Raw genomic sequence first — 22,495 nt, 5'->3', positions numbered from 1 at the left:
TTGGCACCAGAATCTAGATTGATTCTGGTGCCAAGCTGTTTTTTATTTACTTTCTTGCCCCATCACAGCAAAGTAATTATCATCGTTATCTGCAAAATTAAAAACTAAGCCTGTTGGCAATTGAACCATTTCACCGACAGTAACCCCAGCCTCTTGCATTTTTTTATAGAGACCAATGATATCATCGCTAGCAAACATTAAAGAAGGGGTATTCCCCGCCACTTCTGGTGAATGTTTTTGAATAAAGGCCAAATCATATAAAACAATAATCGTCTCTGCTGATTCACTTGGCGCAATTTCTACCACCAATGTGCCGTCAACTTCCTCTCTTTCCTTTTCAACAAAGCCAAACGTTTGCCAAAATTGACTAGATTCCTCAACATTATTCACATATAACATAATCTTTACTTGGTTTGAAAACATTCCTTCACGTCCTTTTGAATTTAGTTAACAACTTATTATATACGTTCTTTTAAATAATTACTGCACTTTCGCTTAAAATTCAAAAAAAGTGTTTGAGCAAGACATTGCTCAAACACTTTTCGTTTTATTGATTTAGATATTTGCATCTAAGACAACGTCGCGATCATTTAAGACATCACGATCTAATTCATGAATACGAGCACTTGTTAACACGCCTGCAACCATACTATCGTTAACGTTAACAGCTGTCCGCGCCATGTCAATAAGTGGTTCAACTGAAATTACTAAACCAACAATTGCAACTGGTAAGTTCATTGCGCCTAAAACGATTAGAGAAGCAAAGGTTGCTCCGCCGCCGACACCGGCTACGCCAAATGAACTGATTGTGACAACTGCTACTAACATTAAAATAAATTGTAAACTAAAGACATCAATTCCAACAGTTGGTGCAACGATGGTTGCTAACATAGCTGGATAAACGCCGGCACAACCATTTTGTCCAATAGATAAACCGAAACTACCAGCAAAGTTTGCTGTGGCATCATCGACACCTAATGCTTTGGTTTGTGTTTCAATATTTAATGGTAAAGCGCCTGCACTTGAACGAGAAGTAAAAGCAAAGCTCAAGACTGGAAAAACTTTTTTTAGATACGTAACTGGGTTGACTTTTAAAGTAATTAAAATCAACATGTGAATGGCAAAAACAATAATTAAGGCCACATACGATGCCAACACAAATTTACCTAAGTTAATAATCGCAACAAAATCACTTGTTGCTACAACATTAATCATTAACGCTAACACGCCATAAGGGGTCAAGCGTAAAACTAAGGTAACAATTCGCATGGTAATTTTATATAAACTATCAATTAAATTTGCAAAAAATTCAGCTTCTTTTGGCGCTTTACGACGAACGCCTAAATAAGCGACACCAACAAACGCAGCAAAGATTACCACCCCAATGGTACTCATTGGTCGTGTGCCCGCAAAGTCAGCAAAGACATTTTTAGGAATGAATGAAACGATTTGTTGGGGAATCGTCAAATCTTGAATCGCATCTTGACGCGTCGCTAACTCGGCAATTCTTGACGTTTCTGCAGCACCTTGCGTGAATTTTGCCCCTTGAAGGCCAAACGCTAAGGTTGTTCCAATCCCCACCAAGGCAGCTACTGCTGTTGTTCCTAGTAAGGTGGCTAACACATTAAAGCTAATTTTTCCTAATTTATTGGATTCTTTCATTTTTGTAAATGCACCTACGATAGATACAAATACTAACGGAATTACGAGCATTTGTAGAAACGCTACATAACCATTACCTACAATCCCGATCCATTCCATTGATTGCGTAGTAATTTTACTGTCTGTACCAAAAGCAAATTGAATAATTGCACCTAAAACAATCCCCACGCCCAATGCTGAAAAGACACGTGTTGAGAATTTTAAATGTTTCTTTTGCATTTGGTAGAAACCGAATAACACAGCAATAAATGCAAGGATCACTAATACAGTGATGAATGTTGTCATTTTAGTTCCTCCCTATGTTTTTAATGACAAGTACATCAAAGGAAGTAAAGGTTCCCGGTACTCACTCTCCAGTAAATACCCTGAAAACAGCAAACTGTTTCCAGTGATAGTTCTATTGTACCTTATTTTATAGCAAATAGTGGGATAATTTGCTTACTTTTTGATAGAAAATAACCGTTGCGATAGTTTAAAACTATCACCAAGCGTTGTTTTACTAGTCACTGTAAAAATAATTTGTTTTTTGTCCTCTTTCTTTTAAGCTGACGTGGTATACTTAGTTCTAGGAGGTGTAAGCGTATGCAAAAAATTTGTTGGATCCTTTCTGTCAACCGTGATGGAGCGACGTTATTTGTGGGAAGCCCTGCAAATGCGGGTCCTTGGCTCTTTTCAAATAAAGAGCAGCAAAACATCAAAGCCTTTTTTCAACCAACCTATGAAATTGACTTTATCAGTTATGATGTTCTTTCAGAGGAAGTACCAGAAGCTGCGTTCATTTTGTACAATGAAATGCTCGCTCCCTATCTTCCCGAAAAAATCACCAAAGTTGGTCAGCCGATTGCTTATGTGGATATCGCTACAAAAAATTATGAACAGTTTAAAAAAGCTTTGGTTGCTAAATCTTCACAAGAATAAAAACAGCGTTTATAACGGAATCCGTTATAAACGCTGTTTTCAAAGTTTAAGCTTCTTCTGATTGTTGAAAATTCAATTGAACACCTGGACGATCCAGAGCAATTTCAGTTACTTCATAAGATAAACGTTCGACGATGCTAAATAAAGGACGCACAAGTTCATCGACTTCTTCTTGCGAAATATCTTCTTGTTTTTCAATTTTACGATCAATAATGTGATTAATTTGGCTAATCGCCCCTGATAAAACAAATTCGTCAAAGACAATTCGAAATTCTAAGCGAGCAACAAGTGCTGAGCTGTTTTCTGGATAATTTTCTTCTTCTACTTCAATTGGTGAAAAGCTGACACGTAAATCTGTCTCTACTTCTGAATCAGGTACTCGCATATCATAGTGATACGCTTCAACAATTTCTTGTTGGCGTTTAATTTCCATTGTTTTTTCTCTCCTTTTTTAACAAGATATTCCCCTTTTAGAATATCCAATGGTTTCTTTTCTCAAGTATACCACAAGTCCGAAAGTTGCCTAGACCAAAAAACACAGAAGGTCAGACTTTTTTGATAAATTGATTTTGGCAGTTTGAACAAGTGACTTTGATTGTTCCTCGTCCTTTCGGCGCACGTAATGACTGCTGACATTTTGGACATTTAAAATAACGATACTCTTTCTGAGTCAGGTGTCGCTTGCGAAAAGCATGAACCTTTTGCATTAGGCGTTGTTTTCGAAGAATAAACCGTTGATTTTCATTCAATCGCGGGTGAATATGTTTTGAAAAAAAGCGATAATACACGTAGGCGACTGTGATTAAAATCAATAACCGAACCCAAAGATAGCCAGTAAAAATATTGATGAGCGCCAGCACGACACTTGTTAGCAACAGCGTGCGATTCAATTCATCGAACCGGGCATAACGTCCTTGTAAAAATCGTTGCGCTTTTTTGCGCCAACGTAGAATGCGTTCAAACCAAATTTGGCCCATTTATCTTCCTTCTTTCGAGCATTATTTTTTGAATAAATGATTGATTTACAGAAACTTTCAATCAAAATTTACACTTACTAAGTCCAAATTTTGAACAACTGTTGGTTATTTTCGATGGTATACTTCTAGAGAAGTCAGGTCAACCGATGAATGACTTCGTTGATAATAGCTACCGCTATTTTATACAAACTTAAACTGTCGATGGATAGATTATCCGATTTTAACTTAGGGGAAGGTTAAAATCCGATTCTATAATTTAGCACTACACTCCTTTATTTAGTAGCAACTTTAGCCTATCTATCCACATTTTAAGTCAAAAAGAAGCAAGTCCGGACTTGCTTCTTTTTATTTATCTTTCTAATTCTTCAATTTTCTTCTCAATTAACGCCAAGACATATTGACACGCTTCAGGATCTTCGACAAAATCATATTTATCGCCATCAATTTGAATTTTAGGACTTTCATCATAGTCTTCATACCATTGATCATAACGCTCGTTCAACATTTGATAGTAATCATACAACGTTGGATCTGTCTCAATTTGTTCATAAGGACGGCCACGTTTTTTGATGCGTTCCAACATTTTGGGAAATGAAATACGAATGTGAACTAACAAATCAGGTCTTTTTTTATGCGCAGCATACGGCAATTCTTGGAGCATGTTTTGTAATAAGTCATCGTACACTTTGACCTCTGTTTCGTTGGCACGACCTAAATCTGCATTTAAATGAAAAAGTAATGAATCTTCATAAATCGAGCGATCCAATACATTATTTTCATGTGTTAATGCTTGTTTAATACTATCAAAACGTTTATTTAAAAAATAAATTTGTAATAAAAATGCGTACTTTTCCGGTTCTGCATAAAATAAAGGTAATACCTCATTATCATCAACTGATTCGTAAAAGGCTTCTGAACCTAAACGGTTTGCAATTAAAGCTGTTAAACTAGATTTACCAGCGCCAATCGTACCTGCTAAAACAATCACTGCCATCGAACTCCCTACCTATTTTTTTCCATTTTATTTTTTATCTTCAACCAATTAAACATACCAAAAATTGAGTTAAAAGTATACATACAATACATAACAAATATCGCATAATCACCACCAGCGTGCGTCCCTGCTCGGAACCATAACAAAATTGAAAAAATATTTCCTAGTAGCCAAAACACGAATTGCGATTGATAACGTTTAATCATCAATAACATCCCTGTCGCTGAAACACTGAACGTGATTGCATCTAATGTTTGTTGCGCATCATTTACAAAACCTAACAAAATATATGCAGCTACGCCAATGAGCAGCCACGTGAAAAAGGCATACAACCACTGAATACCTTTTAAAACTTTTACTTCGGTTACTTGACCCGAGCCATCTTCGCTAGCCCGAAGCCAAGCATAAAGCCCTGTAATGTCCATAATAATATAGAAGCTTTGTAAAAGAACTTCGGCATATACCCGTGTCACTAACCCAAAATAGCCAATAATCACTGCACTGATTAACCCAAAAATGTAATTGCTGACTTTTCCTTGGGCAATTAAATTCACACAAATGATGCCGGCTAAACCACCTACTAACGTAATCCAATTCGATGGATTGATAGCAAATGCAATCAACTGTACCCCCACCATCAAAGCTAAAAACAAGTAACTTCTCGTTTCCCAACCTTTAAAATCATTCACCAAAAAATTCTTATTCACGACAAATTTCCGACCTTCCTAAAACCAAACTTTTCTCTGTTGACGTCTCAATAAGAGTACTCCGTTTTAAAAAACAAGTCAATCAGATTTCGGAATAAAAAGAAGATTTTAATACTATATATTGATTCGAAAAATATCAAAACACTACATATAGTTATTACGTAAGCTTTCTGATATCCTTTATTGCCACAATATTTTCTTCATCTTGCTTTAATCTTCTATGTATTCATGGATTTGTTTCCATCTAATAATTCCTGCAGCAGAACCCTTTACGACGGCAGCGCTCCAAATTAATGTTGCGAAAGCGGAAGCAACCGCACATATTTATGCTTCAAATACAGTCATCGTTCACTCTTTTTATTGAAATGCTTAAAAATTGATGGCCTTATTTCTCGAATCTGGCCACTTATTAACTTATTACATGAAAACATTCGCCTAAAAAAGCAAAAAAAACGACTAACCTAAATAATCGACCTACAAACAATTCCTTTCATTTGTAGGTCGATTATCTTTATTAGGTTTGATACGGATGTTTCGCCAATCCTAGTTTCCCTTTACTGCTCATCTCTACTTATTTTTTTACTGTTTGCCAACAGCTCGTTGTCTGAAAGTACTATCCGTCCTTTTGTACTTTGTTCAAAGCTGTAAGCTTGCTCAAATAACGTTTGCTCTTTATTGGCAGTTTGTGTAAAAGTCAGCCCATAAGGTTGTCCTTCACTGTTTTTCGCCAAAGGAACCGTCAATTCAGGATATCCTGCCACAGCACTTAAACCCGTACCTTCAGAATCAATAAAAGCATATCCGTCTAATTGTTGTTTTTTTAGCAACGCATCAAACGTTTGCTGTGCTTTTTTAATGGTTGCTTGAATGACTTCTTTATCTGGTTGTTTCTTTTTAACATCTGCTTCTAATAAATCTTGCCCATACTTGGCACGAACCTTTTTATCTTGTTGATTATACGCAATTAGTTCCTCCAGTGTTTTAAATGGTAAGTCATAACGTTTCGCAAATTCTTCCAATGCAAACTTAAATTCATTGGAAATAACTTTCCCGCCATCAATCCCTTCCATGTCTGGCGTTACCGGAATCACTTCTGCTCCTGCTTTTTGGAGGGCCTTTTTAGCAGCCGTAAATTCTTCTTCAGCACTTGGCATTTCTAGCAACCCAATGCGTTGACCTTGTAAGTTATTTTTAGTAAATTTCGTTGAATCAATGCTCGGAACCGTGTCTTTCTTAAACGCATTATAGCCTTGCGCAGCATCAACGACACTTCGGGCAATCGGGCCAACTGTATCTAATGATGGTGCCAATGGTAAAACACCTTCGCCACTTACTGAACTGTGGGACGGTTTAAAACCAACCACTGATTGATGAGAAGCGGGGGAAACAATCGATCCCATCGTCTCAGTGCCTAAAGAGAAGGCGCCGATATTCATCGTCACACTAGCCCCACTCCCAGAACTTGAACCTGAAGGTGTTATTTTGAGCGGCCCATAAGGATTAAGTGTTTGTCCATGTTTGGAACTATAGCCACTTGGTGCTTTCATTGACATATAATTCGCTAGTTCAGATAAGTTTACTTTTCCTAAAATCAAAGCTTGCGCCTCTGTTAACTTCTTAACTACTTCCGCATCTTCCTTAGGCTTGAACGTGCGTAAGGCATAAGCTCCTGCACTCGAAATCATGTTGGTCGTATTTATATTTTCTTTCAAAGTCACAGGAATACCATACAAAGGCTTCTTCGGTGTTTGAGAGGCTTGCTGGTCAAATGCCTTTGCTTCCTTAATTGCTTGCGGATTGATTTCAGAGATGCTGTTCATGCCATTATCTATTTGATCGAACTGTAAAATACGGTCCAAATAAAACGCCGTAAGTTCTTCATAGGTCAATGCTCCGTCGGCAATCGCTTGCTGTAATTCAGTGATATTTTTTTCAATAATCAACGGTGCTTTGGTCCGAGCTTTTTGTACATCCGTTTCTTTTAATTGGTCTTCAATCGTTTTAACGATTCTCTCTTGATTGTACATTGCTGGGGTTTCTGCCTCAGGAGTGAACTTTTTGAGTATAAACCAATACGCTGCAGCGCCTATTATGACTAACAAAACAGCAATTATTCCGATTACTTTTAAAAATTTAGACATTTTTATCCTCCTATACCATTTAAAGATTATCTTACTATGTTTATTTTTGCATGACAACTAACAGTTTTGTTCGTTAAAAAGACAAAATAGAGAGTAGGACATCCGTCAAAACGACCGATGTCCTACTCTCTAACGATTAAGATAGTCCGCTAAATGCGTTTGTTTTAGTCTTTTGTGAAAGTTAAATACTGAGAATTTATTGTGTAATTCGTGTACCACTTTCTCCTTTGATTGCTTCCGAAGCTAATTCTAAAAGTCCGATAATCGCCTGGCGGTTTGGTTTACTTTCTGCAAAACTGATGGCCGCTTCTACCTTAGGTAACATACTACCTGGCGCAAATTGATTTTCTTCTATATATTGTTGCATTGCCGTAACCGTAACATCGGTCAAAGCTTGTTGATTTGCTTGACCAAAGTTAACAAAAACATGTTCTACTGCAGTTAATACCACAAAAACATCTGCTTCAATGAGTTCAGCCATTTTTGCTGCCGCAAAGTCTTTATCAATGACTGCATCTACACCATGATAGACTGGACCATCATAGGCAATAGGAACCCCGCCGCCACCACAAGCAATTACGATCTGTCCTGCATCAACAAGTGTTCGCAAGCTAACTTTTTCGTAAATATCAACTGGTTTTGGTGAAGGAACTACCCGCCGCCAGCCTCGACCCGCATCTTCTTGATAGACGTTCCCAGTTTCTGCCATCAACTGTTTGGCTGTTTCTTCGTCATAATAACCACCAATTGGTTTTGTTGGTTTTGTAAACGCTGGATCTTTTGGATCCACCACGACTTGTGTAATTAACGTAACAACTGGTTGTTCCCCTAAATTTCTGGCTACTAGTTCTTCATCAATTGCTTGTTGTAAATGATAGCCAATATAGCCTTGGCTCATTGCTGTGCATTCAGGAAACGGCACGACATCTTCTGGAGATTGACTCGTTTCCTCAAAAGCTAAGCGAATTTTGCCAACTTGTGGCCCGTTGCCATGAGCAATCACCACTTGATGGCCTTGTTCAATTAAATCAACAATGGATTTTGCAGCGGTTTGTGCTTTTGCCAATTGTTCTTTCGAAGAATTTCCTAACGCATTTCCACCTAATGCAATCACTATTTTTGACATCTGTTTCCCTCCTAGCGCTTTGGTTCTTGTTGTGTGATACAGTGAATATTGCCGCCCCCATAAACAACTTCTACCGTATTAACGCCGACAATTTTTTTATCTGGGAACATCGTTTGAACTTGCTCTAAAGCCAAACGATCATTTTCATCACCATACTGTGGCACAATCACGCCATCATTTGTAATTAAAAAGTTCATATAGGATGCGATACAAATATCGCCATCTTCTCGTGGCATGGTTCCTTCCACGAAATCAATTTTGAAGGAGCCTTTAATGGTTACATTTTTGACAGGACAGCATAATTTGTGGACTTTTAATTGGCGTCCTTTAGCATCAGTCATTTTAAGCAAACGTTGATACGCATCTTGTGCCGCTTCATAAAACGGGCTATTTTGATCTTCAGTGTAAATACAAGCCACTTCACCAGGTGCAATAAAACAAGCTACATCATCCACATGACCATTAGTTTCTTCTGGGTCAATTCCATCACCTAGCCAAAGAACTTTTTCAACATTTAAATAGTCGCATAATTTTTGTTCGATTGCTTCTTTTGAAAGTTGTGGATTTCGACCTTCACTTAATAAGCACATTTCTGTAGTCAAGACTGTTCCTTGTCCATCTACGTGGAATGAACCGCCTTCTAAAACAAAATCATCTGTACGATAAGAATCTACATGCTCAATTTCACAAATTTTTTGTGCAACCAAATCGTCTTGGTCCCAAGGGAAATATAAACCATCTACTAATCCCCCCCAAGCATTGAATGTCCAATCCACACCACGGATTTCTCCATGGTCGTTAATGACAAATGATGGTCCACAATCACGGACCCAGGCATCATTGTTTGACATTTCGTAAACCGTAATTTCTGGCGGCAATTGGCGACGGCAATTTTGAAATTGTTGTTGAGAAACCACCACATTCATCGGTGTAAACTGACTAATTGCTTTGGCCACATTAGTAAAAGCTTCTTGGACAGGTTTACCACCATCACGCCAATTATCCGGTCTTTCTGGCCAAATCATCCAAACTTTCTCTTGTGGTTCAAATTCTCCTGGCATTCTAAAGCCATCTTGTTTAGGGGTACTTCCTACAATTCGTTTAGCCATTTTCTTTCGTTCCCTTCTTAATTTTTTTCACGTAAATAATTACTTCACCAAACAGAATAAAAATGATTGCCCCAATTGTGATTGGTAATTTTTCATTTAATGCTGCGGGACTAAAATCTAAAGGCACTGCTGTGAAAATCAGTGAAATAATAATCATAATCATTGGTAAAACCACTAAAACTTTTAAAAATCCTGGTTTTCCGTTAACTTTAAACGGACGTGGTGTATCGGGATCAATTTTTCTAAGCTTATAAAAAGCTGGGAAAACTGGGATATACGATAACAAGAATAGGACGACATTCAAGGAGAAAAAGGCCCAGAATAAATCTTGATTAGGTAAAATTGGTGCTAATACAATGACCACCGATGCCACAATGCCATTCATCAAAGCAGCCCCAATTGGCATGTCATTTTTCTTACTACGTTTTTCAAAAAATTTAGGCATGTCACCATTTTCAGCAGCATAACAAGCTGTATTATTGACTCCTAATGACCAAGAAATCATGTTTCCGAACAACGTAAGAAGGAATAGGAAAGCCATCAACATAATGAACCAACCTTCTGTCGAGCCTGTCAATAGTTTAAAGCTATCCATCATACCACTGCCGGTACTAATTTGATCGGTGGGAATCGCTACCCCAATTCCAAAGGCTGAAAAAATATAAATGGCCGCAATGACTAACCCCGCTGCTACAATAGCTTGTGGAATTTGCTTCTTAGGATTTTCCATATCATCTGCAAACGTACAGATGACTTCAAACCCTAACAAATTAAAAATGATTACAGAAATAAAAGATAAACTCCTTAAGTCAAACGTTGGCAGCATTGATTTCAAGGTAAATTCATTGGCAACACCTTTCGTCAAGGCTACATACAATCCTAGCCCACCAATTAAGACAGCTAAAACCATCTTGATTACGGCAGCTCCATTTAGAATCCAGATACTGTCGCTGACTGGATAAAAACTAATCCAAACCACAATCCAAGTAAAAATTAATTCAACAATAATCATCATCGGTGTTGAAAACTTAATACCTGTAATTGTCGTTAATAGTTCTGGCGTCATAACGGCTAATGAAGCTAGCCACAATGGATAATTAATCCAATAATACCAAGAAACTCTGGCACCCCAACGATGACCATATGCTTTGGTCACCCAATCATAGATGCCCCCTTCACCAATATAAGTTGTTCCTAATTCTGATGAAATTAACCCATATGGCAATAGGAATGCAATTAATAAGAAAATCCACCAAAAAAACTGAGAATTACCAATTGCAGCAACAGGCGCCGCTGCTTCAGCAACGAAAACCACACAGATGACTGATAAAATGGCACTCGTTAAACTAAATTTCTTTTTCCCCTCCATGAAGACTCTTCCTCTCTTTATAAACTGTCCACTGATTCATTTTTTCAATCAGTGGACAGTTGGCCGTTAAATGCTTTGAGTGTCTAAGAAAACTTCTAGTTCTTTTTTCGCTTCTGCTTGCTTGATTAAATCATAAGGATTTTTTGCTTCATAATCATTCATAAGATATACTAATAAGCCACGAATAGATGTTAAACGGTTTTCTGCTTCATCGAAACAAATAGAATTTTTACCGTCAATCACTTCATCAGTTACTTCTTCCCCACGTGTTGCTGGTAAACAGTGCATGAATTTACAATTGGCACCTGCCCGATCCATCATTTCTTGATTCACTTGATATTTTGGATAGAAAACCTTCATACGTTCTTCTTCAGATAATTCCGCTTCGTACAAGCCATACCAAACATCCGTGTACAAGAAATCAGCGCCTTCAACAGAACTTGCATCATCTGTGACCAAAAAGCTACCGCCTGAAACTTCACAATTTTTTGCTAATTTCGCTTGATGCTCTTCATTTAATTGGAAGCCTTCTGGACCGAAGTGAACAAAATTCATGCCCATTTTTGTTGTGATTAATCCTAAAGAAAAACAAACTTGTGTTGCATCTCCGACAAAGACAACTTTACAATCTTCTAATTTTTTGCCTTCTGGTAAATGCTCAACCATGGTACACAAATCACCTAATTCTTGGGTTGGATGATTGTAATCAGACATACCGTTAATGACTGGGATGGTAGCACAATTAGCTAAATCAACAATACTATGGTGACGTTCCACACGAGCCATCAAAATATCTACTAAACGTGACAATACACGGCTGGTATCTTCAATCGTTTCATGTCCCCCTAATTGAATTTGACCAGGTGCTAAATATTCGCCATGTCCACCTAATTGTTCCATTGCAGTTTCAAAAGATACTCGTGTTCGAGTTGAAGATTGTTGGAAAATCATTCCTAAAGATTTGTTTTTTAACAGTTGCGGATAATACCCATTTTTAATCGCTTCTTTAATTTTTAATGATAAATCGACTAAATAGTGCATTTCCTCTTTCGTATATGTTTCTGTTGTAACGTAATCTCTTTTCATGATGTGTTCCTCCTAAAAGTTGTTTTTGTTTACACATCGACTTTACCAAGTTTAGCGAAGAGTTTACTATCCACCAAAAGTTAGAAAACGCTTTCTTTTTCGGCGTTATTTTTCATTAAAAAAAGTTTATTTATGGTTATAAACCGTTGGTACACCAGGGGTTTATAAAAGTTTAGGCGGATTTCTCTCTAATTTCTGACCAATCATAGATTTGAAAATGGTATAATTATTTTGAAAAATCATTCACTTAAAATAAAAGATGAAAGGGGTTTCCAATCGTGACATTTGTTTTTATTTATAACATCTTGTTGATTATTTTATATTCGTTTACTTCAACCTTTACCTTAAATCTTTACTTGAAAAATAAACAACCGATTTTTTTATTGCTTCTCTTTTTAATGGTTATTTTTATTTGTGACAATGTGATTGTTTATATGACTGAGTTCATTAATTCGTTTGCAACCGAATATAATCAGACCTTTATGACCGCACCTTTTTTAAAGACCATCATTTTTATTTGTTGTAATTTTGCCTATCTGGCTATTATCAATACTATTAGTGGGCGTCCTTTTAAAAATTATCAATTTGTCTGGTTATTTTTAATTGGTTTATGGATGCTAGCTATTCCATTTTCACAAAATTCCGCCTTAAAAGTTTGGTTGTACTATTTACCCAATCAGCTATTTTTAATTTACCTTGGATGCTATGCGCTCTATCAACTACGAATAGATCCTTTATCAGCCCTTGCGAAAAAATATCTTCGTTTTATTGGTTGGCTAAGCATTGGTTTCGGTGTGGCGATTCTTTTGGAAGATACCTTCGTTATTTTTAACATTGACCAATATTCTGATATTGTCTTTAAAATTAACAACCGAAACGTTTCTGAAGATATTTATACAATCATTCTCTCCATCGCCATTATCTACTTCTGTAATCGTGATTTTCCTCTGTCGGTGCTTGAAAAAGACGCTGCTAAATTGGAAGAAAATCAATCAGATGAACCCGTACTTTTGGCGCCTTTTTGTGATGCCTATCAATTAACGCAGCGAGAACGAGAAGTGCTTTCGTTACTTTTAGAGTGCAAAACAAATCAAGATATAGCCAACGAACTATTCCTATCAATCGGGACAGTAAAAACACATATCCACAATATTTTCGTTAAATTAGAAGTAAACAAAAGAGCAGAAGTTTTTGTCAGTTATCAACTTTTTTCTCAACAACAAACTGAACATTTAGCGAGATAATTAAAAAGGAAGCCTCTCCGTGATCGGTGGCTTCCTTTTTGATTAACTATTTTCTTGTACTTGTCGAACTCTCTTTTCAATTTCTTGAAAGTTAATAATTTTAGCTTGGCGATGAATTTCTTTTCCTTCATAGTATAAGATAATGGTCGGTGCAGAAAAAGCATTTAATTGTCCAATTATTTCTGGACTTTTATCAGCTTCTGCAATGTATGTAGGAAATTCATATTTTGTTGCAATTTTTTCGACAATCGGTTTATCAACTGTACAAACACTACAATTTTTTGCTGTCAAAAAGACGGCTTGTAGACGATTGTCTGTAATTTTTTCTTCTAATTCTTCTAATGTTGTTACATATTCCACTGAATATTCCTCCTTGTCTTTTGTCTAAAATAACAGATTTACTAGCAAAATAACAACTTATTTGTTTGGCTAGGAATGCTTTAACAAAAAAGTTGTCGCCCATTTCATTAATGGGCGGCAACTTTTTACTGATAACCGCTTATTTATTAAAAATTTTAGGCCCTTTGCGCATGTTTTTACGATCATTTTTGGGAGTTTCCATTTTTTTAGAACGGCCACCACCTTGTTTCTTTTTAATTAATTCTAACATTTTTTCTTTTTCATTCATTTAATCCACCGCCTTTGTTAATAACGTGACAGATTCAATGTGGGTCGTTTGTGGGAAATTATCCACTGGTTGAATTTCTTTTGCTTCATAGCCACCTTCTGTTAATAATGCAATGTCGCGAGCGAGTGTGGCTGGATTACAGCTGACATAAACAATTCGTTCAGGTTGCGTTTCAATTAATGTGTTTACTAATTGACCATCTAACCCTTTCCGTGGTGGATCCACCACCACAACATCTGGTTGCAAGCCATTTTCAACTAATTTTGGCAATAATTCTTCCGCTAAACCAGCCGTGAAAGTGGCATTCTCAATGTTGTTTAATTTAGCATTATTTTCTGCATCTTTGACCGCTTCTTCAATTACTTCAATACCGTAAACTTGCTTTGCATCTTGGGCTAAAGTTAAGCCAATCGTCCCAATCCCGCAATAGGCATCCACCACAATTTCATTGCCTGTTAAAGCCGCATACTCTTTAACTTTTTGATACATCACTTCTGTTTGTTGTGGATTTACTTGATAAAATGAACGCGCGGAAATTTCAAATTTCAAATCAAAAATAGTATCTGTAATTTTTTCAGACCCATGTAATAAGATGGTTTCGTCGCCAAAAATGACATTGGTTCGTTTTGGATTTACATTTTGTACAATGCTGACTACTTCCGGAATAGCTTCCAAAATATCTGGCACAATTTTACTAATTGGGAATAATTTCGGTGTTCTCGTAATTAGAACAACCATCATCTCCCCAGTATGGTAGCCACGACGAACGACAATATGGCGTAAGTTCCCTGTATTATCAGATTCGTTATAAGGTTTTACGCTATATTTACGCATAATGTCACGGATTTTAACAATTGCTGCATCAATTTCGGGGTCTTGAATATAGAAATGTTCCATCGGAATTAAATCATGGCTATTTTTCCGGAAAAAACCTGTTTGTAGTTGGTTGTCAATTTTACGCACGGGAATTTGTGCTTTGTTCCGGTAATGCCACGGATCGTTCATCCCAATTGTTGGTAAAACAGGGACTTCTGGCAATTTAGCGACACGTTGCATAACATTTTCGACTTGTTGCGTTTTAAATGATAGTTGGGCGCCGTACGCTAAATGTTGCAACGGACTAATCCCGACTTTTGTAAAGTTTTCATCTTTCACGGGCACACGCTGTTCACTGCTTTTTAGGACAGTCAATACTTTCCCATAACCAAAACTTTTGCCTGTTTTTAAGACTTTGATTTCAAGTTTTTCACCTGGTAAGGCATTTTCAATAAACAATGGATAATGGTCCACTTTTGCCACGCCTAAACCTTCATGCGTCAAGTCAATGATTTCTACTTCAATGACGTCATTTTTCTTTACTGGATAATTTTTCATAAGTCGCTCCTTCTTTTTATACACTTCACTCATTCTAATGAAAATACCTAAGAAAAGCAACAACGAATTTTCATGGCGATTTAGCAATTCCGTTTGAGCTTTTTGGGTAAATAAAAGAATGAGATCCTTTCCCTTAGTCAAAAAATAGCCAATGAAAGATCTTATCAACTAAATCTTTCATTAGCTATTCACGGACTACCTAGTGCTTTTCTTTTTCGGCAATCTTTCCATCGCCATCAATATCTTCGTCTGTTAGTCGTTCAACTTCTTTGACAAATTCTTTGCTGGCTTCGTTATATGCTTCTTCCTCTTCGTCTTCTGATTCTACGACAATCTCATCGCTACCAGTTAAGACAGAACCCATAATTGCATTGGACGGCAGTGCATCACCATTTGCAAAAATTTCAATGTGTTGATGCATATTTTTAAAGGTCATTGGAGCATCGCCTCCATATTCACCATCTAAATTAATCATCATTTTATTGTTCTTTTCTAACGTTTCTGCATGTAAATAGCTGGTCTTTGTATAGATTAGTCGATGATCTTCAACATGCTTTCCACCATTTAACATTAACGCAACTAAATGAAGAATCTCAAAAATATTGGCTGTTTTTACAATGATTAATGAAAACTTACCATCATCTAATTTAGCGTCTGGTACGATTTGCTCGAAACCACCCACCGAGTTAGTCAGCCCTAGGAAAAACATTGATGCGTTGCCTTCGTATACACCTTCATCATATGTCATGCGCATTTTAATCGGCTTCACTCGCGGCAACATTTCGGCTCCTTTGGCTAAGTACGCTAAGTAACCAAAAATACTTTTCAACTCTGACGGAACTTCATAAGTCAGTTCCGTTAAATGACCACCCGCCGCAATATTGATAAAGTAATTTTTGCCGGCTTGGCCAATATCCATTTTGACAGTTTGATTTTTTTTAATCACTTCTGCTGCCTTAACGATATTATCACGAGGAATCTTCAAGGCCCGTGCATAGTCATTCGTCGTTCCAGCAGGAATAATGGCCATTTTAGGGCGCCGCTTCAACGGAGCAATCCCATTCACGACTTCATTAATGGTCCCATCTCCACCTGCTGCTACTAGTAAATCAAATCCTGCACGCGCAGCACGATGTGCTTCATTGCGTGCTGAATTTTCTTCTGGTGTGGTCGCAAATGCACTGGCTTCATAACCACATTCTTCTAAAATAGATAAAATATCGGCTAAGTTCTTTTTGATTAACTCTTTTCCTGACGTTGGATTATAAATCACTCTAGCTTTTTTCATGGTTTGCCTGCTACTTTCTTATCGTTTTGAAAGCTCTTCTTGCAATAACTTGTTAACCACACCTGGGTTTGCTTGTCCACGAGTTGCTTTCATAATTTGTCCAACAAGGAAACCAACTGCACGGTCTTTTCCGTTTTTAAAGTCATCAATTGATTGTTGGTTGTTGTCTAAAACTTCGTTAATCATTGGTAATAATTGCGCTGGATCAGATAATTGAACAAGGCCTTTTGCTTCGACAACTTCTTTAGCATCTCCACCGTTTTCAATTAACTCTTTGAACACTTTCTTCGCAATTTTCGAGCTGATTGTGCCATCGTTAATCAAAGTAATCATACCCGCTAGATTTTCTGGTGTTAGTTTAGTATCGGCTAATTCAACTTTTTCACTGTTTAAGTAAGCAGAAACTTCGCCCATTAACCAGTTTGATGCTTGTTTCGCATCTGCACCGTTTGCTAGAGTTGCTTCAAAGAAATCTGACATTTCTTTCGTTAAAGTCAAGACCATTGCGTCGTATTCAGGTAACCCTAATTCACTGATATAACGGGCACGACGTGAGGCTGGCATTTCTGGCAAACTAGCGCGAACTTTTTCAATCCATTCATCATCAATTGAAAAACGAGGAACATCTGGCTCTGGGAAGTAACGGTAGTCACTTGAGCCTTCTTTAACACGCATAAGCAACGTTGTACTAGTTGCTTCATCAAAGCGGCGTGTTTCTTGTTGAATTTCGCCACCAGATAATAGGACTTTGGCCTGGCGTTTTTCTTCATAAGCTAAACCTTTTTTTACAAAGTTCATAGAGTTCAAGTTCTTTAATTCCGCTTTAGTACCAAATTCTTCTTGACCATACGGACGTAAAGAAATATTGGCATCACAACGCATAGAACCTTCTTCCATTTTCACATCAGAAACTTCTGTAAATTGGATAATTGAACGCAACGCTTCTAAATAAGCATACGCTTCTTCTGGTGAGCGCATGTCTGCTTCAGAAACGATTTCAATTAAAGGCGTACCTTGACGATTCAAGTCTACATAAGAATAGCCATCTGTGCCGTGAATATTTTTCCCAGCATCTTCTTCTAAATGCACCCGTTCAATGCGAATTTTTTTCTTTTTGCCTTCGACTTCAATTTCAATCCAACCATCATGTCCGATTGGTTGATCAAATTGAGAAATTTGGTAGGCTTTCGGGTTATCTGGGTAAAAATAGTTTTTACGGTCAAAATGTGTTTCTTTTGAAATTTCACAGTTCAAGGCAAGTGCTGCTTTCATGCCAAATTCTAAGGCACCTTTATTCATGACAGGCAAAACACCTGGGTAACTCCAGTCAACCACATTTGTGTTGCTGTTTGGTTCTGCTCCGAAATGCGCTGGCGCAGAGGAGAAAATTTTAGAGTTGGTTTTCAATTCTACGTGGACTTCTAATCCGATGACAGTTTCAAAGTTCATTAATCGTTCCCCCCTAAAATGACTGGTTTTTTCGTATGGAAATCTGTCGCTTGTTCAAAAGCATAGGCTGCTTTATACATTGTATGCTCGTCAAAATGTTTCCCAATAATTTGTAAACCAACTGGCAAGCCTTCTGAGAAGCCTGCTGGAATGGACATGCCTGGTAGTCCTGCTAAGTTGACAGGAATGGTTAAAATATCATTCATATACATTGTGATTGGATCATTGATGTTTTCCCCTAGACCAAAGGCAACTGTTGGTGTGGATGGGCCAATGATTAAGTCATAATCCGCAAAGACATTCTCAAAATCTTGTTTGATTAGTGTACGGACTTGACCAGCCTTTTTAAAGTGCGCATCATAATAACCAGCACTTAAAGAGAAGGTTCCTAACATAATCCGACGTTTAACTTCTGTTCCGAAACCTTCAGAACGTGAATTAACATAGACATCTTCTAAGTTTTGTACATTGTCTGAACGGTACCCGTAACGAATGCCATCAAAGCGTTGTAAGTTTGAACTTGCTTCTGAAGAGGCAATAATATAATAAACCGCTACGCCGTACTTAGAATGTGGCAAACTAACTTCTTCCACCGTTGCGCCTAAAGATTTAAATGTTTCTGCTGCTTTTAATACCGCTTCACGAACATCCGATTGTACCCCTTCACCTAAGTATTCTTTTGGCAAAGCAATTTTCATGCCTTTGATGTCGCCAGTTAAATCTGCCGTAAAATCAGGAACAGAAACGCCTGCAGAAGTGCCGTCTTTTTCGTCATAACCACTAATTGCGTTTAAAGCTAAGGCATTGTCTTTAACATTTCGTGTCAATGGACCAATTTGGTCTAAACTTGAAGCAAAAGCAATCAAACCAAAACGAGACACACGTCCATAAGTTGGTTTTAGGCCCACAATACCGTTGAATGCGGCTGGTTGGCGGATACTGCCACCTGTATCGCTCCCTAAAGAAACTGGGACTTGTCCGGCTGCGACAGCAGAAGCTGAACCACCAGAAGAACCGCCAGGAACTTTGGTTTGATCCCAAGCATTTTTTGTTTTCTTGAAGTAAGACGTTTCCGTACTTCCGCCCATGGCAAATTCATCCATGTTCAATTTTCCGACTGGAATCATATCTGCTTGATAGACTTTATCCATCACGGTCGCATCATAAATTGGGTCAAAATTGTGTAACATTTTTGAGCCAGCTGTTGTTAAAATATCTTTTGTGACAATGTTGTCTTTAATCCCAATAGGAATCCCAGCTAATGGATTACTTTCAGTGATGCCTTTTAAGTCAATCGCTTTGGCTAATGCCATTGCTTTTTCTTCACTAACTGTGATAAAAGAACCTAGTTGTTCTTCTGTATCTTGAATACGATTTAATGTTTCTTCGGTTAAATCAACTGCAGTGATTTCTTTTGAGACCAATAAATCATGTAACTCTGTTAACGATTTGTCGTATAATTTTTCCATTAGGCTCCTGCCTCCCCGTTATCCATAATTGCAGGCACTTTAATGTAACCATTCTCTGATTCCGGAACATTCCGCATTAATTCTTTACGGTCCATTCCTGGTGTCGCTACGTCTTCACGCATGACATTGATTGATTCATTCACATTTGAAGTAAAAGGAACCCCTGTTGTATCTACTTCTTCTAGTAATTCCACCATATCAATAATTTTATCTAGTTGATTGGTAAAGTCCGCTAATTCTTCTTCGGAGAAAGATAATTTTGATAATTTAGCGACATGTTTGACTTGTTCTTCTGTAATTGCCATAGATACCCTTCTTTCTATCATTTACTGAAATTTTCATTTTCAGATTAATCAATTGGATTGTATTTCTTTAAACAGCTTAGCACAGCTGTTCACTCTGTTCCTATTCTACCATAAAATGGTCGGATATTTTAGATGAAACCTTGAATTTCATTGATAATTTGTCGCTCGCAAAAATGATGGAAACATGTTATTATGAAAATGAAAAGAGAGATATGCAGGAACATACCTCTCTAGTAGCCACTACTAGTTATAAGAACTAGCGGCTTACTGAGTTATTGGTTTTATTTCAAACGCTTAACCGTTCAGCTCCTCAAAGCTTATGAACGGTTATTTTTGTTGTCTAAGACAAGCGCTAAGATACCGAAGATAATGGTCACAACAAGTGTTGCAAAACCAATCATCAGTCCTAGCGCTGCTTCAACGGACAAAAATATTGCTCCTTTCGTTAAAGTAAGAAGAATTGCGCATAAGCATCAACCTCCTTTCTCAACTCAGAAAGTCCTCGTTCATATAACTTTTATGACTAAAATAAGTATACCATCAAATTACTACATAAAATCTGACAACGTTAATTTGTCTTCTTAAAAATGACTTGCATCTAACGCATCGACCATTTCTTGTTCATTCCAAACGGTCACGCCTAAGCTTTCAGCTTTGGTTAATTTACTGCCAGCATCTTCGCCAGCAACCACAATGTCAGTTTTTTTCGAAACACTCCCTGTAACTTTTCCACCAAGATTTTCAATTTTTTCTTTGGCTTCTTCGCGAGTGTACTGCGTTAATTTTCCTGTTAAAACAACTGTTTTGTCTTTGAAAGGTGACTCCACTTCTGCTAATTGTTCTGTCCGGAGACCTTTATATGTCAAGTTCACTTGGGCTTTTTCCAGTTCAGCCATTAATTCATGAACTTCCTCATTTTCAAAATACGTCACAACGCTGTCTGCGATTGTTTCGCCAATTGAATCCAAAGCCACAATTTCTTCCGCAGTTGCTCGACTTAAGGTTGATAAATCACCAAAATGCTCCGCTAAAATTTTCGCCGCTTTCGCACCCACATGGCGAATCCCTAAGCCAAAAATCAAACGTTCGACAGAGTTTTCTTTACTCCCTTGAATGGCAGTATAAATGTTGTTTGCTGATTTTTCTTTGATTTTATCCAAAGTCATTAACTGTTCTTCTGTTAAGAAATACAGATCCGCTACGTCTTTCACTAATCCTTTGTCATACATTTGTGCTAACACTCTTGGCCCCAAGCCATCAATGTTCATTGCGTTTCGTGAGACAAAGTGATTCAGCCCTTCTTTAATTTGCGCAGGGCATTTTGGATTAATACAACGTAACGCCACTTCCTCATCTAAATGCACCAACTCACTATGACAAATTGGACAATGTGTCGGCATTTCATAAGGCTGACTATCGGCTGCACGTTTTTCAACTAGGACTTGCGCTACTTCTGGGATAATATCGCCGGCTTTGTAAATAATAACATGATCATTTAAACGGATATCTTTCATTTGAATAAAATCTGCATTATGCAAACTTGCCCGACTAACCGTGGTTCCCGCGACTCGTACAGGAGCCATGACCGCAGTAGGAGTGACCACTCCCGTGCGCCCAATTGTCCATTCAATATCTTCCACTACTGTCTCTGCTTCTTCTGGTGGAAATTTGTAGGCAATCGCCCAGCGAGGTGCTTTGACAGTGAAACCTAATTCATCTTGCAACGCAAATTCGTTCACTTTAATCACAATTCCATCGATTTCGTATGGCAAAGTGCTCCGCTTTTCATGGTATTCTTCAATATAGGCCCAAACTTCATCGATTGACTGACATAATTGCCGTTCGGGATTGGTTCTAAAACCAATTGCAGAAAGCTCTTCTAATGCCTCAAACTGCGTCTTCGCTTTCATTGGCCCAAAATCAGCAACAGTGTATAAAAACGTATTTAAGTTCCGTTTCGCCACAATTTTTGTATCTAATTGGCGCAAGCTTCCCGCCGCTGCATTCCGAGGATTGGCAAAAATATCTTGGCCATTTTCTTCACGTTCTTCATTCAATGCGACAAAGGATTGTTTAGGCATGTAGCACTCGCCACGAACTTCCACTGAAATGGGCTCCGTTAAACGCATTGGCACAGAGCGAACCGTTCGTAAGTTCTCTGTAATGTTTTCACCAACCGTTCCATCGCCTCGTGTTGCTCCGCGTACAAACACCCCGTTTTCATAACGTAATGAAATTGCTAACCCATCAATTTTCAACTCGCAACAGTAAGCAACGGGTTTACCAATCGCCTTATGAACACGTTCATCAAAAGCAAAAATGTCTTCCTTGCTAAATCCATCATTTAAACTATACATTGGAATGTCATGCGGAGCTTTTTCAAAACCAGATAAAACTTTGCCACCTACACGTTGTGTCGGCGAATCTGGCGTGATTAAATCAGGAAACTCCGTTTCAATATCTACTAACTCTTTATACAAACGATCGTAAACATAATCTTCTACGGATGGTTGATCTTTGACATAATATTCATGGGAATATTGATTGAGTTGTTTTCTTAATTCTTGCGCACGAGTTGTCGCCGCCGTTAATGTTAATGGTTGTTGTTCCATCGTAGAACTCCTCCTCATAAGTGTAATGCTCTCATCG

At 37.7% G+C, this 22,495-nt stretch carries 24 protein-coding genes; 4 read left to right on the top strand and 20 right to left on the bottom strand.

The annotated features are described in order from the left end of the window. Positions 1 to 42: 42 nt before the first annotated feature. Both IGL36_RS02530 and IGL36_RS02525 read right to left on the bottom strand, forming a co-directional pair. The gene (locus IGL36_RS02530) at positions 43 to 423 is read right to left on the bottom strand and encodes a VOC family protein (protein ID WP_002363195.1); all 381 of its coding nucleotides are present in this window, start codon (positions 421 to 423) and stop codon (positions 43 to 45) included. Between the two features lie 132 nt (positions 424 to 555). After that, complete coding sequence (locus tag IGL36_RS02525) at positions 556 to 1,947, bottom strand: L-cystine transporter (protein ID WP_002355598.1); 1,392 nt, start codon at positions 1,945 to 1,947, stop codon at positions 556 to 558. 297 nt (positions 1,948 to 2,244) lie between these two features. On the opposite strand from IGL36_RS02525, the gene IGL36_RS02520 reads away from it, so the two are divergent. Continuing rightward, positions 2,245 to 2,580, top strand: coding sequence for a hypothetical protein (locus IGL36_RS02520; RefSeq protein ID WP_002366186.1), 336 nt, complete (start codon positions 2,245 to 2,247; stop codon positions 2,578 to 2,580). Positions 2,581 to 2,626: 46 nt separating this feature from the next. On the opposite strand, the gene IGL36_RS02515 is transcribed toward IGL36_RS02520, so the two are convergent. The 4 genes from IGL36_RS02515 to pnuC all read right to left on the bottom strand — a co-directional run bounded on the left by IGL36_RS02515 (position 2,627) and on the right by pnuC (position 5,258). Beyond that, positions 2,627 to 3,013, bottom strand: a complete 387-nt coding sequence (locus IGL36_RS02515) for a DUF1149 family protein (protein ID WP_002358717.1) — start codon at positions 3,011 to 3,013, stop codon at positions 2,627 to 2,629. 112 nt (positions 3,014 to 3,125) lie between these two features. Beyond that, the gene (locus tag IGL36_RS02510) at positions 3,126 to 3,557 is read right to left on the bottom strand and encodes a hypothetical protein (RefSeq protein ID WP_002398115.1); all 432 of its coding nucleotides are present in this window, start codon (positions 3,555 to 3,557) and stop codon (positions 3,126 to 3,128) included. Between the two features lie 349 nt (positions 3,558 to 3,906). Beyond that, positions 3,907 to 4,551: a deoxynucleoside kinase gene (locus IGL36_RS02505; protein ID WP_002355594.1), complete on the bottom strand. Its 645-nt coding sequence runs from the start codon at positions 4,549 to 4,551 to the stop codon at positions 3,907 to 3,909. An 8-nt stretch (positions 4,552 to 4,559) separates the two neighbouring features. Then, positions 4,560 to 5,258, bottom strand: a complete 699-nt coding sequence (pnuC, locus tag IGL36_RS02500; RefSeq protein WP_002355593.1) for a nicotinamide riboside transporter PnuC — start codon at positions 5,256 to 5,258, stop codon at positions 4,560 to 4,562. Positions 5,259 to 5,478: 220 nt separating this feature from the next. Here pnuC and IGL36_RS02495 point away from each other — a divergent pair, with 220 nt between their 5' ends. After that, a complete protein-coding gene (locus IGL36_RS02495) occupies positions 5,479 to 5,622 on the top strand; it encodes a hypothetical protein (protein WP_002398116.1) in 144 nt (47 codons plus the stop codon). A gap of 190 nt (positions 5,623 to 5,812) precedes the next feature. Here IGL36_RS02495 and IGL36_RS02490 read toward each other — a convergent pair whose 3' ends face one another. The 5 genes from IGL36_RS02490 to ptcA form a co-directional block, all read right to left on the bottom strand. Next, on the bottom strand, positions 5,813 to 7,399 hold the full coding sequence (locus IGL36_RS02490; RefSeq protein WP_002398117.1) for an amidase family protein: 1,587 nt from the start codon (positions 7,397 to 7,399) through the stop codon (positions 5,813 to 5,815). Between the two features lie 196 nt (positions 7,400 to 7,595). Next, positions 7,596 to 8,525 carry a carbamate kinase gene (gene arcC, locus IGL36_RS02485; RefSeq protein ID WP_002355590.1) on the bottom strand — a complete coding sequence of 310 codons (930 nt, stop codon included), beginning with the start codon at positions 8,523 to 8,525 and terminating at the stop codon, positions 7,596 to 7,598. Between the two features lie 11 nt (positions 8,526 to 8,536). Further along, on the bottom strand, positions 8,537 to 9,634 hold the full coding sequence (gene aguA, locus IGL36_RS02480; RefSeq protein ID WP_002364800.1) for an agmatine deiminase: 1,098 nt from the start codon (positions 9,632 to 9,634) through the stop codon (positions 8,537 to 8,539). After that, positions 9,627 to 11,003: an APC family permease gene (locus IGL36_RS02475; protein ID WP_002355588.1), complete on the bottom strand. Its 1,377-nt coding sequence runs from the start codon at positions 11,001 to 11,003 to the stop codon at positions 9,627 to 9,629. The genes aguA and IGL36_RS02475 overlap by 8 nt, the downstream gene beginning before the upstream one ends. Before the next feature lie 66 nt (positions 11,004 to 11,069). Next, complete coding sequence (gene ptcA, locus IGL36_RS02470) at positions 11,070 to 12,089, bottom strand: putrescine carbamoyltransferase (RefSeq protein ID WP_002355587.1); 1,020 nt, start codon at positions 12,087 to 12,089, stop codon at positions 11,070 to 11,072. A gap of 398 nt (positions 12,090 to 12,487) precedes the next feature. On the opposite strand from ptcA, the gene IGL36_RS02465 reads away from it, so the two are divergent. After that, positions 12,488 to 13,333: a helix-turn-helix domain-containing protein gene (locus tag IGL36_RS02465; protein WP_002392183.1), complete on the top strand. Its 846-nt coding sequence runs from the start codon at positions 12,488 to 12,490 to the stop codon at positions 13,331 to 13,333. Positions 13,334 to 13,375: 42 nt separating this feature from the next. On the opposite strand, the gene IGL36_RS02460 is transcribed toward IGL36_RS02465, so the two are convergent. From IGL36_RS02460 to IGL36_RS02425, 8 genes are all read right to left on the bottom strand, one after another. Further along, entirely contained in the window at positions 13,376 to 13,693 is a 318-nt protein-coding gene (locus IGL36_RS02460) for a thioredoxin family protein (protein WP_002355583.1), read from the bottom strand. Between the two features lie 139 nt (positions 13,694 to 13,832). Further along, positions 13,833 to 13,961 carry a hypothetical protein gene (locus IGL36_RS02455; RefSeq protein WP_002355577.1) on the bottom strand — a complete coding sequence of 43 codons (129 nt, stop codon included), beginning with the start codon at positions 13,959 to 13,961 and terminating at the stop codon, positions 13,833 to 13,835. After that, complete coding sequence (gene rlmD, locus IGL36_RS02450) at positions 13,962 to 15,335, bottom strand: 23S rRNA (uracil(1939)-C(5))-methyltransferase RlmD (protein ID WP_002355574.1); 1,374 nt, start codon at positions 15,333 to 15,335, stop codon at positions 13,962 to 13,964. It abuts the gene before it with no gap. 199 nt (positions 15,336 to 15,534) lie between these two features. Continuing rightward, entirely contained in the window at positions 15,535 to 16,623 is a 1,089-nt protein-coding gene (locus tag IGL36_RS02445; protein ID WP_002355572.1) for a diacylglycerol kinase, read from the bottom strand. Between the two features lie 18 nt (positions 16,624 to 16,641). Then, a complete protein-coding gene (gene gatB, locus IGL36_RS02440; RefSeq protein WP_002358703.1) occupies positions 16,642 to 18,072 on the bottom strand; it encodes an Asp-tRNA(Asn)/Glu-tRNA(Gln) amidotransferase subunit GatB in 1,431 nt (476 codons plus the stop codon). Beyond that, positions 18,072 to 19,541, bottom strand: a complete 1,470-nt coding sequence (gatA, locus tag IGL36_RS02435) for an Asp-tRNA(Asn)/Glu-tRNA(Gln) amidotransferase subunit GatA (RefSeq protein ID WP_002398120.1) — start codon at positions 19,539 to 19,541, stop codon at positions 18,072 to 18,074. Before gatA ends, gatB begins: the two co-directional genes overlap by 1 nt. After that, positions 19,541 to 19,846 carry an Asp-tRNA(Asn)/Glu-tRNA(Gln) amidotransferase subunit GatC gene (gatC, locus tag IGL36_RS02430; RefSeq protein ID WP_002355569.1) on the bottom strand — a complete coding sequence of 102 codons (306 nt, stop codon included), beginning with the start codon at positions 19,844 to 19,846 and terminating at the stop codon, positions 19,541 to 19,543. Before gatC ends, gatA begins: the two co-directional genes overlap by 1 nt. 317 nt (positions 19,847 to 20,163) lie before the next feature. Next, positions 20,164 to 20,250 (bottom strand): hypothetical protein, encoded by an 87-nt coding sequence (locus IGL36_RS02425; RefSeq protein WP_306173767.1) that lies wholly within the window; start codon positions 20,248 to 20,250, stop codon positions 20,164 to 20,166. On the opposite strand from IGL36_RS02425, the gene IGL36_RS02420 reads away from it, so the two are divergent. Further along, positions 20,216 to 20,431 carry a hypothetical protein gene (locus IGL36_RS02420; protein ID WP_002398121.1) on the top strand — a complete coding sequence of 72 codons (216 nt, stop codon included), beginning with the start codon at positions 20,216 to 20,218 and terminating at the stop codon, positions 20,429 to 20,431. The genes IGL36_RS02425 and IGL36_RS02420 overlap by 35 nt on opposite strands. Here IGL36_RS02420 and ligA read toward each other — a convergent pair. Next, the gene (gene ligA / locus IGL36_RS02415; protein WP_002398122.1) at positions 20,428 to 22,458 is read right to left on the bottom strand and encodes an NAD-dependent DNA ligase LigA; all 2,031 of its coding nucleotides are present in this window, start codon (positions 22,456 to 22,458) and stop codon (positions 20,428 to 20,430) included. The genes IGL36_RS02420 and ligA overlap by 4 nt on opposite strands. Positions 22,459 to 22,495: the final 37 nt, after the last annotated feature.

This window comes from Enterococcus sp. AZ011 (assembly GCF_050548355.1).
In the GTDB taxonomy this organism is placed as follows: Bacteria; Bacillota; Bacilli; order Lactobacillales; family Enterococcaceae; genus Enterococcus; species Enterococcus faecalis.
This window is presented reverse-complemented; position numbering and strand designations above follow the sequence as displayed.

Excerpts from the sequence above, each read along its gene's own strand:
- gatA (WP_002398120.1), bottom strand. The coding sequence starts at position 19,541 with ATGGAAAAATTATACGACAAATCGTTAACAGAGTTACATGATTTATTG.
- IGL36_RS02505 (WP_002355594.1), bottom strand. The coding sequence starts at position 4,551 with ATGGCAGTGATTGTTTTAGCAGGTACGATTGGCGCTGGTAAATCTAGT.
- gatB (WP_002358703.1), bottom strand. The coding sequence starts at position 18,072 with ATGAACTTTGAAACTGTCATCGGATTAGAAGTCCACGTAGAATTGAAA.
- arcC (WP_002355590.1), bottom strand. The coding sequence starts at position 8,525 with ATGTCAAAAATAGTGATTGCATTAGGTGGAAATGCGTTAGGAAATTCT.
- IGL36_RS02465 (WP_002392183.1), top strand. The coding sequence starts at position 12,488 with ATGGTTATTTTTATTTGTGACAATGTGATTGTTTATATGACTGAGTTC.
- IGL36_RS02475 (WP_002355588.1), bottom strand. The coding sequence starts at position 11,003 with ATGGAGGGGAAAAAGAAATTTAGTTTAACGAGTGCCATTTTATCAGTC.
- IGL36_RS02490 (WP_002398117.1), bottom strand. The coding sequence starts at position 7,399 with ATGTCTAAATTTTTAAAAGTAATCGGAATAATTGCTGTTTTGTTAGTC.
- IGL36_RS02510 (WP_002398115.1), bottom strand. The coding sequence starts at position 3,557 with ATGGGCCAAATTTGGTTTGAACGCATTCTACGTTGGCGCAAAAAAGCG.
- ptcA (WP_002355587.1), bottom strand. The coding sequence starts at position 12,089 with ATGAAAAGAGATTACGTTACAACAGAAACATATACGAAAGAGGAAATG.
- rlmD (WP_002355574.1), bottom strand. The coding sequence starts at position 15,335 with ATGAAAAATTATCCAGTAAAGAAAAATGACGTCATTGAAGTAGAAATC.
- ligA (WP_002398122.1), bottom strand. The coding sequence starts at position 22,458 with ATGGAACAACAACCATTAACATTAACGGCGGCGACAACTCGTGCGCAA.
- IGL36_RS02495 (WP_002398116.1), top strand. The coding sequence starts at position 5,479 with ATGTATTCATGGATTTGTTTCCATCTAATAATTCCTGCAGCAGAACCC.
- aguA (WP_002364800.1), bottom strand. The coding sequence starts at position 9,634 with ATGGCTAAACGAATTGTAGGAAGTACCCCTAAACAAGATGGCTTTAGA.
- IGL36_RS02530 (WP_002363195.1), bottom strand. The coding sequence starts at position 423 with ATGTTTTCAAACCAAGTAAAGATTATGTTATATGTGAATAATGTTGAG.
- IGL36_RS02455 (WP_002355577.1), bottom strand. The coding sequence starts at position 13,961 with ATGAATGAAAAAGAAAAAATGTTAGAATTAATTAAAAAGAAACAAGGT.
- IGL36_RS02445 (WP_002355572.1), bottom strand. The coding sequence starts at position 16,623 with ATGAAAAAAGCTAGAGTGATTTATAATCCAACGTCAGGAAAAGAGTTA.
- IGL36_RS02515 (WP_002358717.1), bottom strand. The coding sequence starts at position 3,013 with ATGGAAATTAAACGCCAACAAGAAATTGTTGAAGCGTATCACTATGAT.
- gatC (WP_002355569.1), bottom strand. The coding sequence starts at position 19,846 with ATGGCAATTACAGAAGAACAAGTCAAACATGTCGCTAAATTATCAAAA.
- IGL36_RS02525 (WP_002355598.1), bottom strand. The coding sequence starts at position 1,947 with ATGACAACATTCATCACTGTATTAGTGATCCTTGCATTTATTGCTGTG.
- IGL36_RS02420 (WP_002398121.1), top strand. The coding sequence starts at position 20,216 with ATGGTCACAACAAGTGTTGCAAAACCAATCATCAGTCCTAGCGCTGCT.
- IGL36_RS02520 (WP_002366186.1), top strand. The coding sequence starts at position 2,245 with ATGCAAAAAATTTGTTGGATCCTTTCTGTCAACCGTGATGGAGCGACG.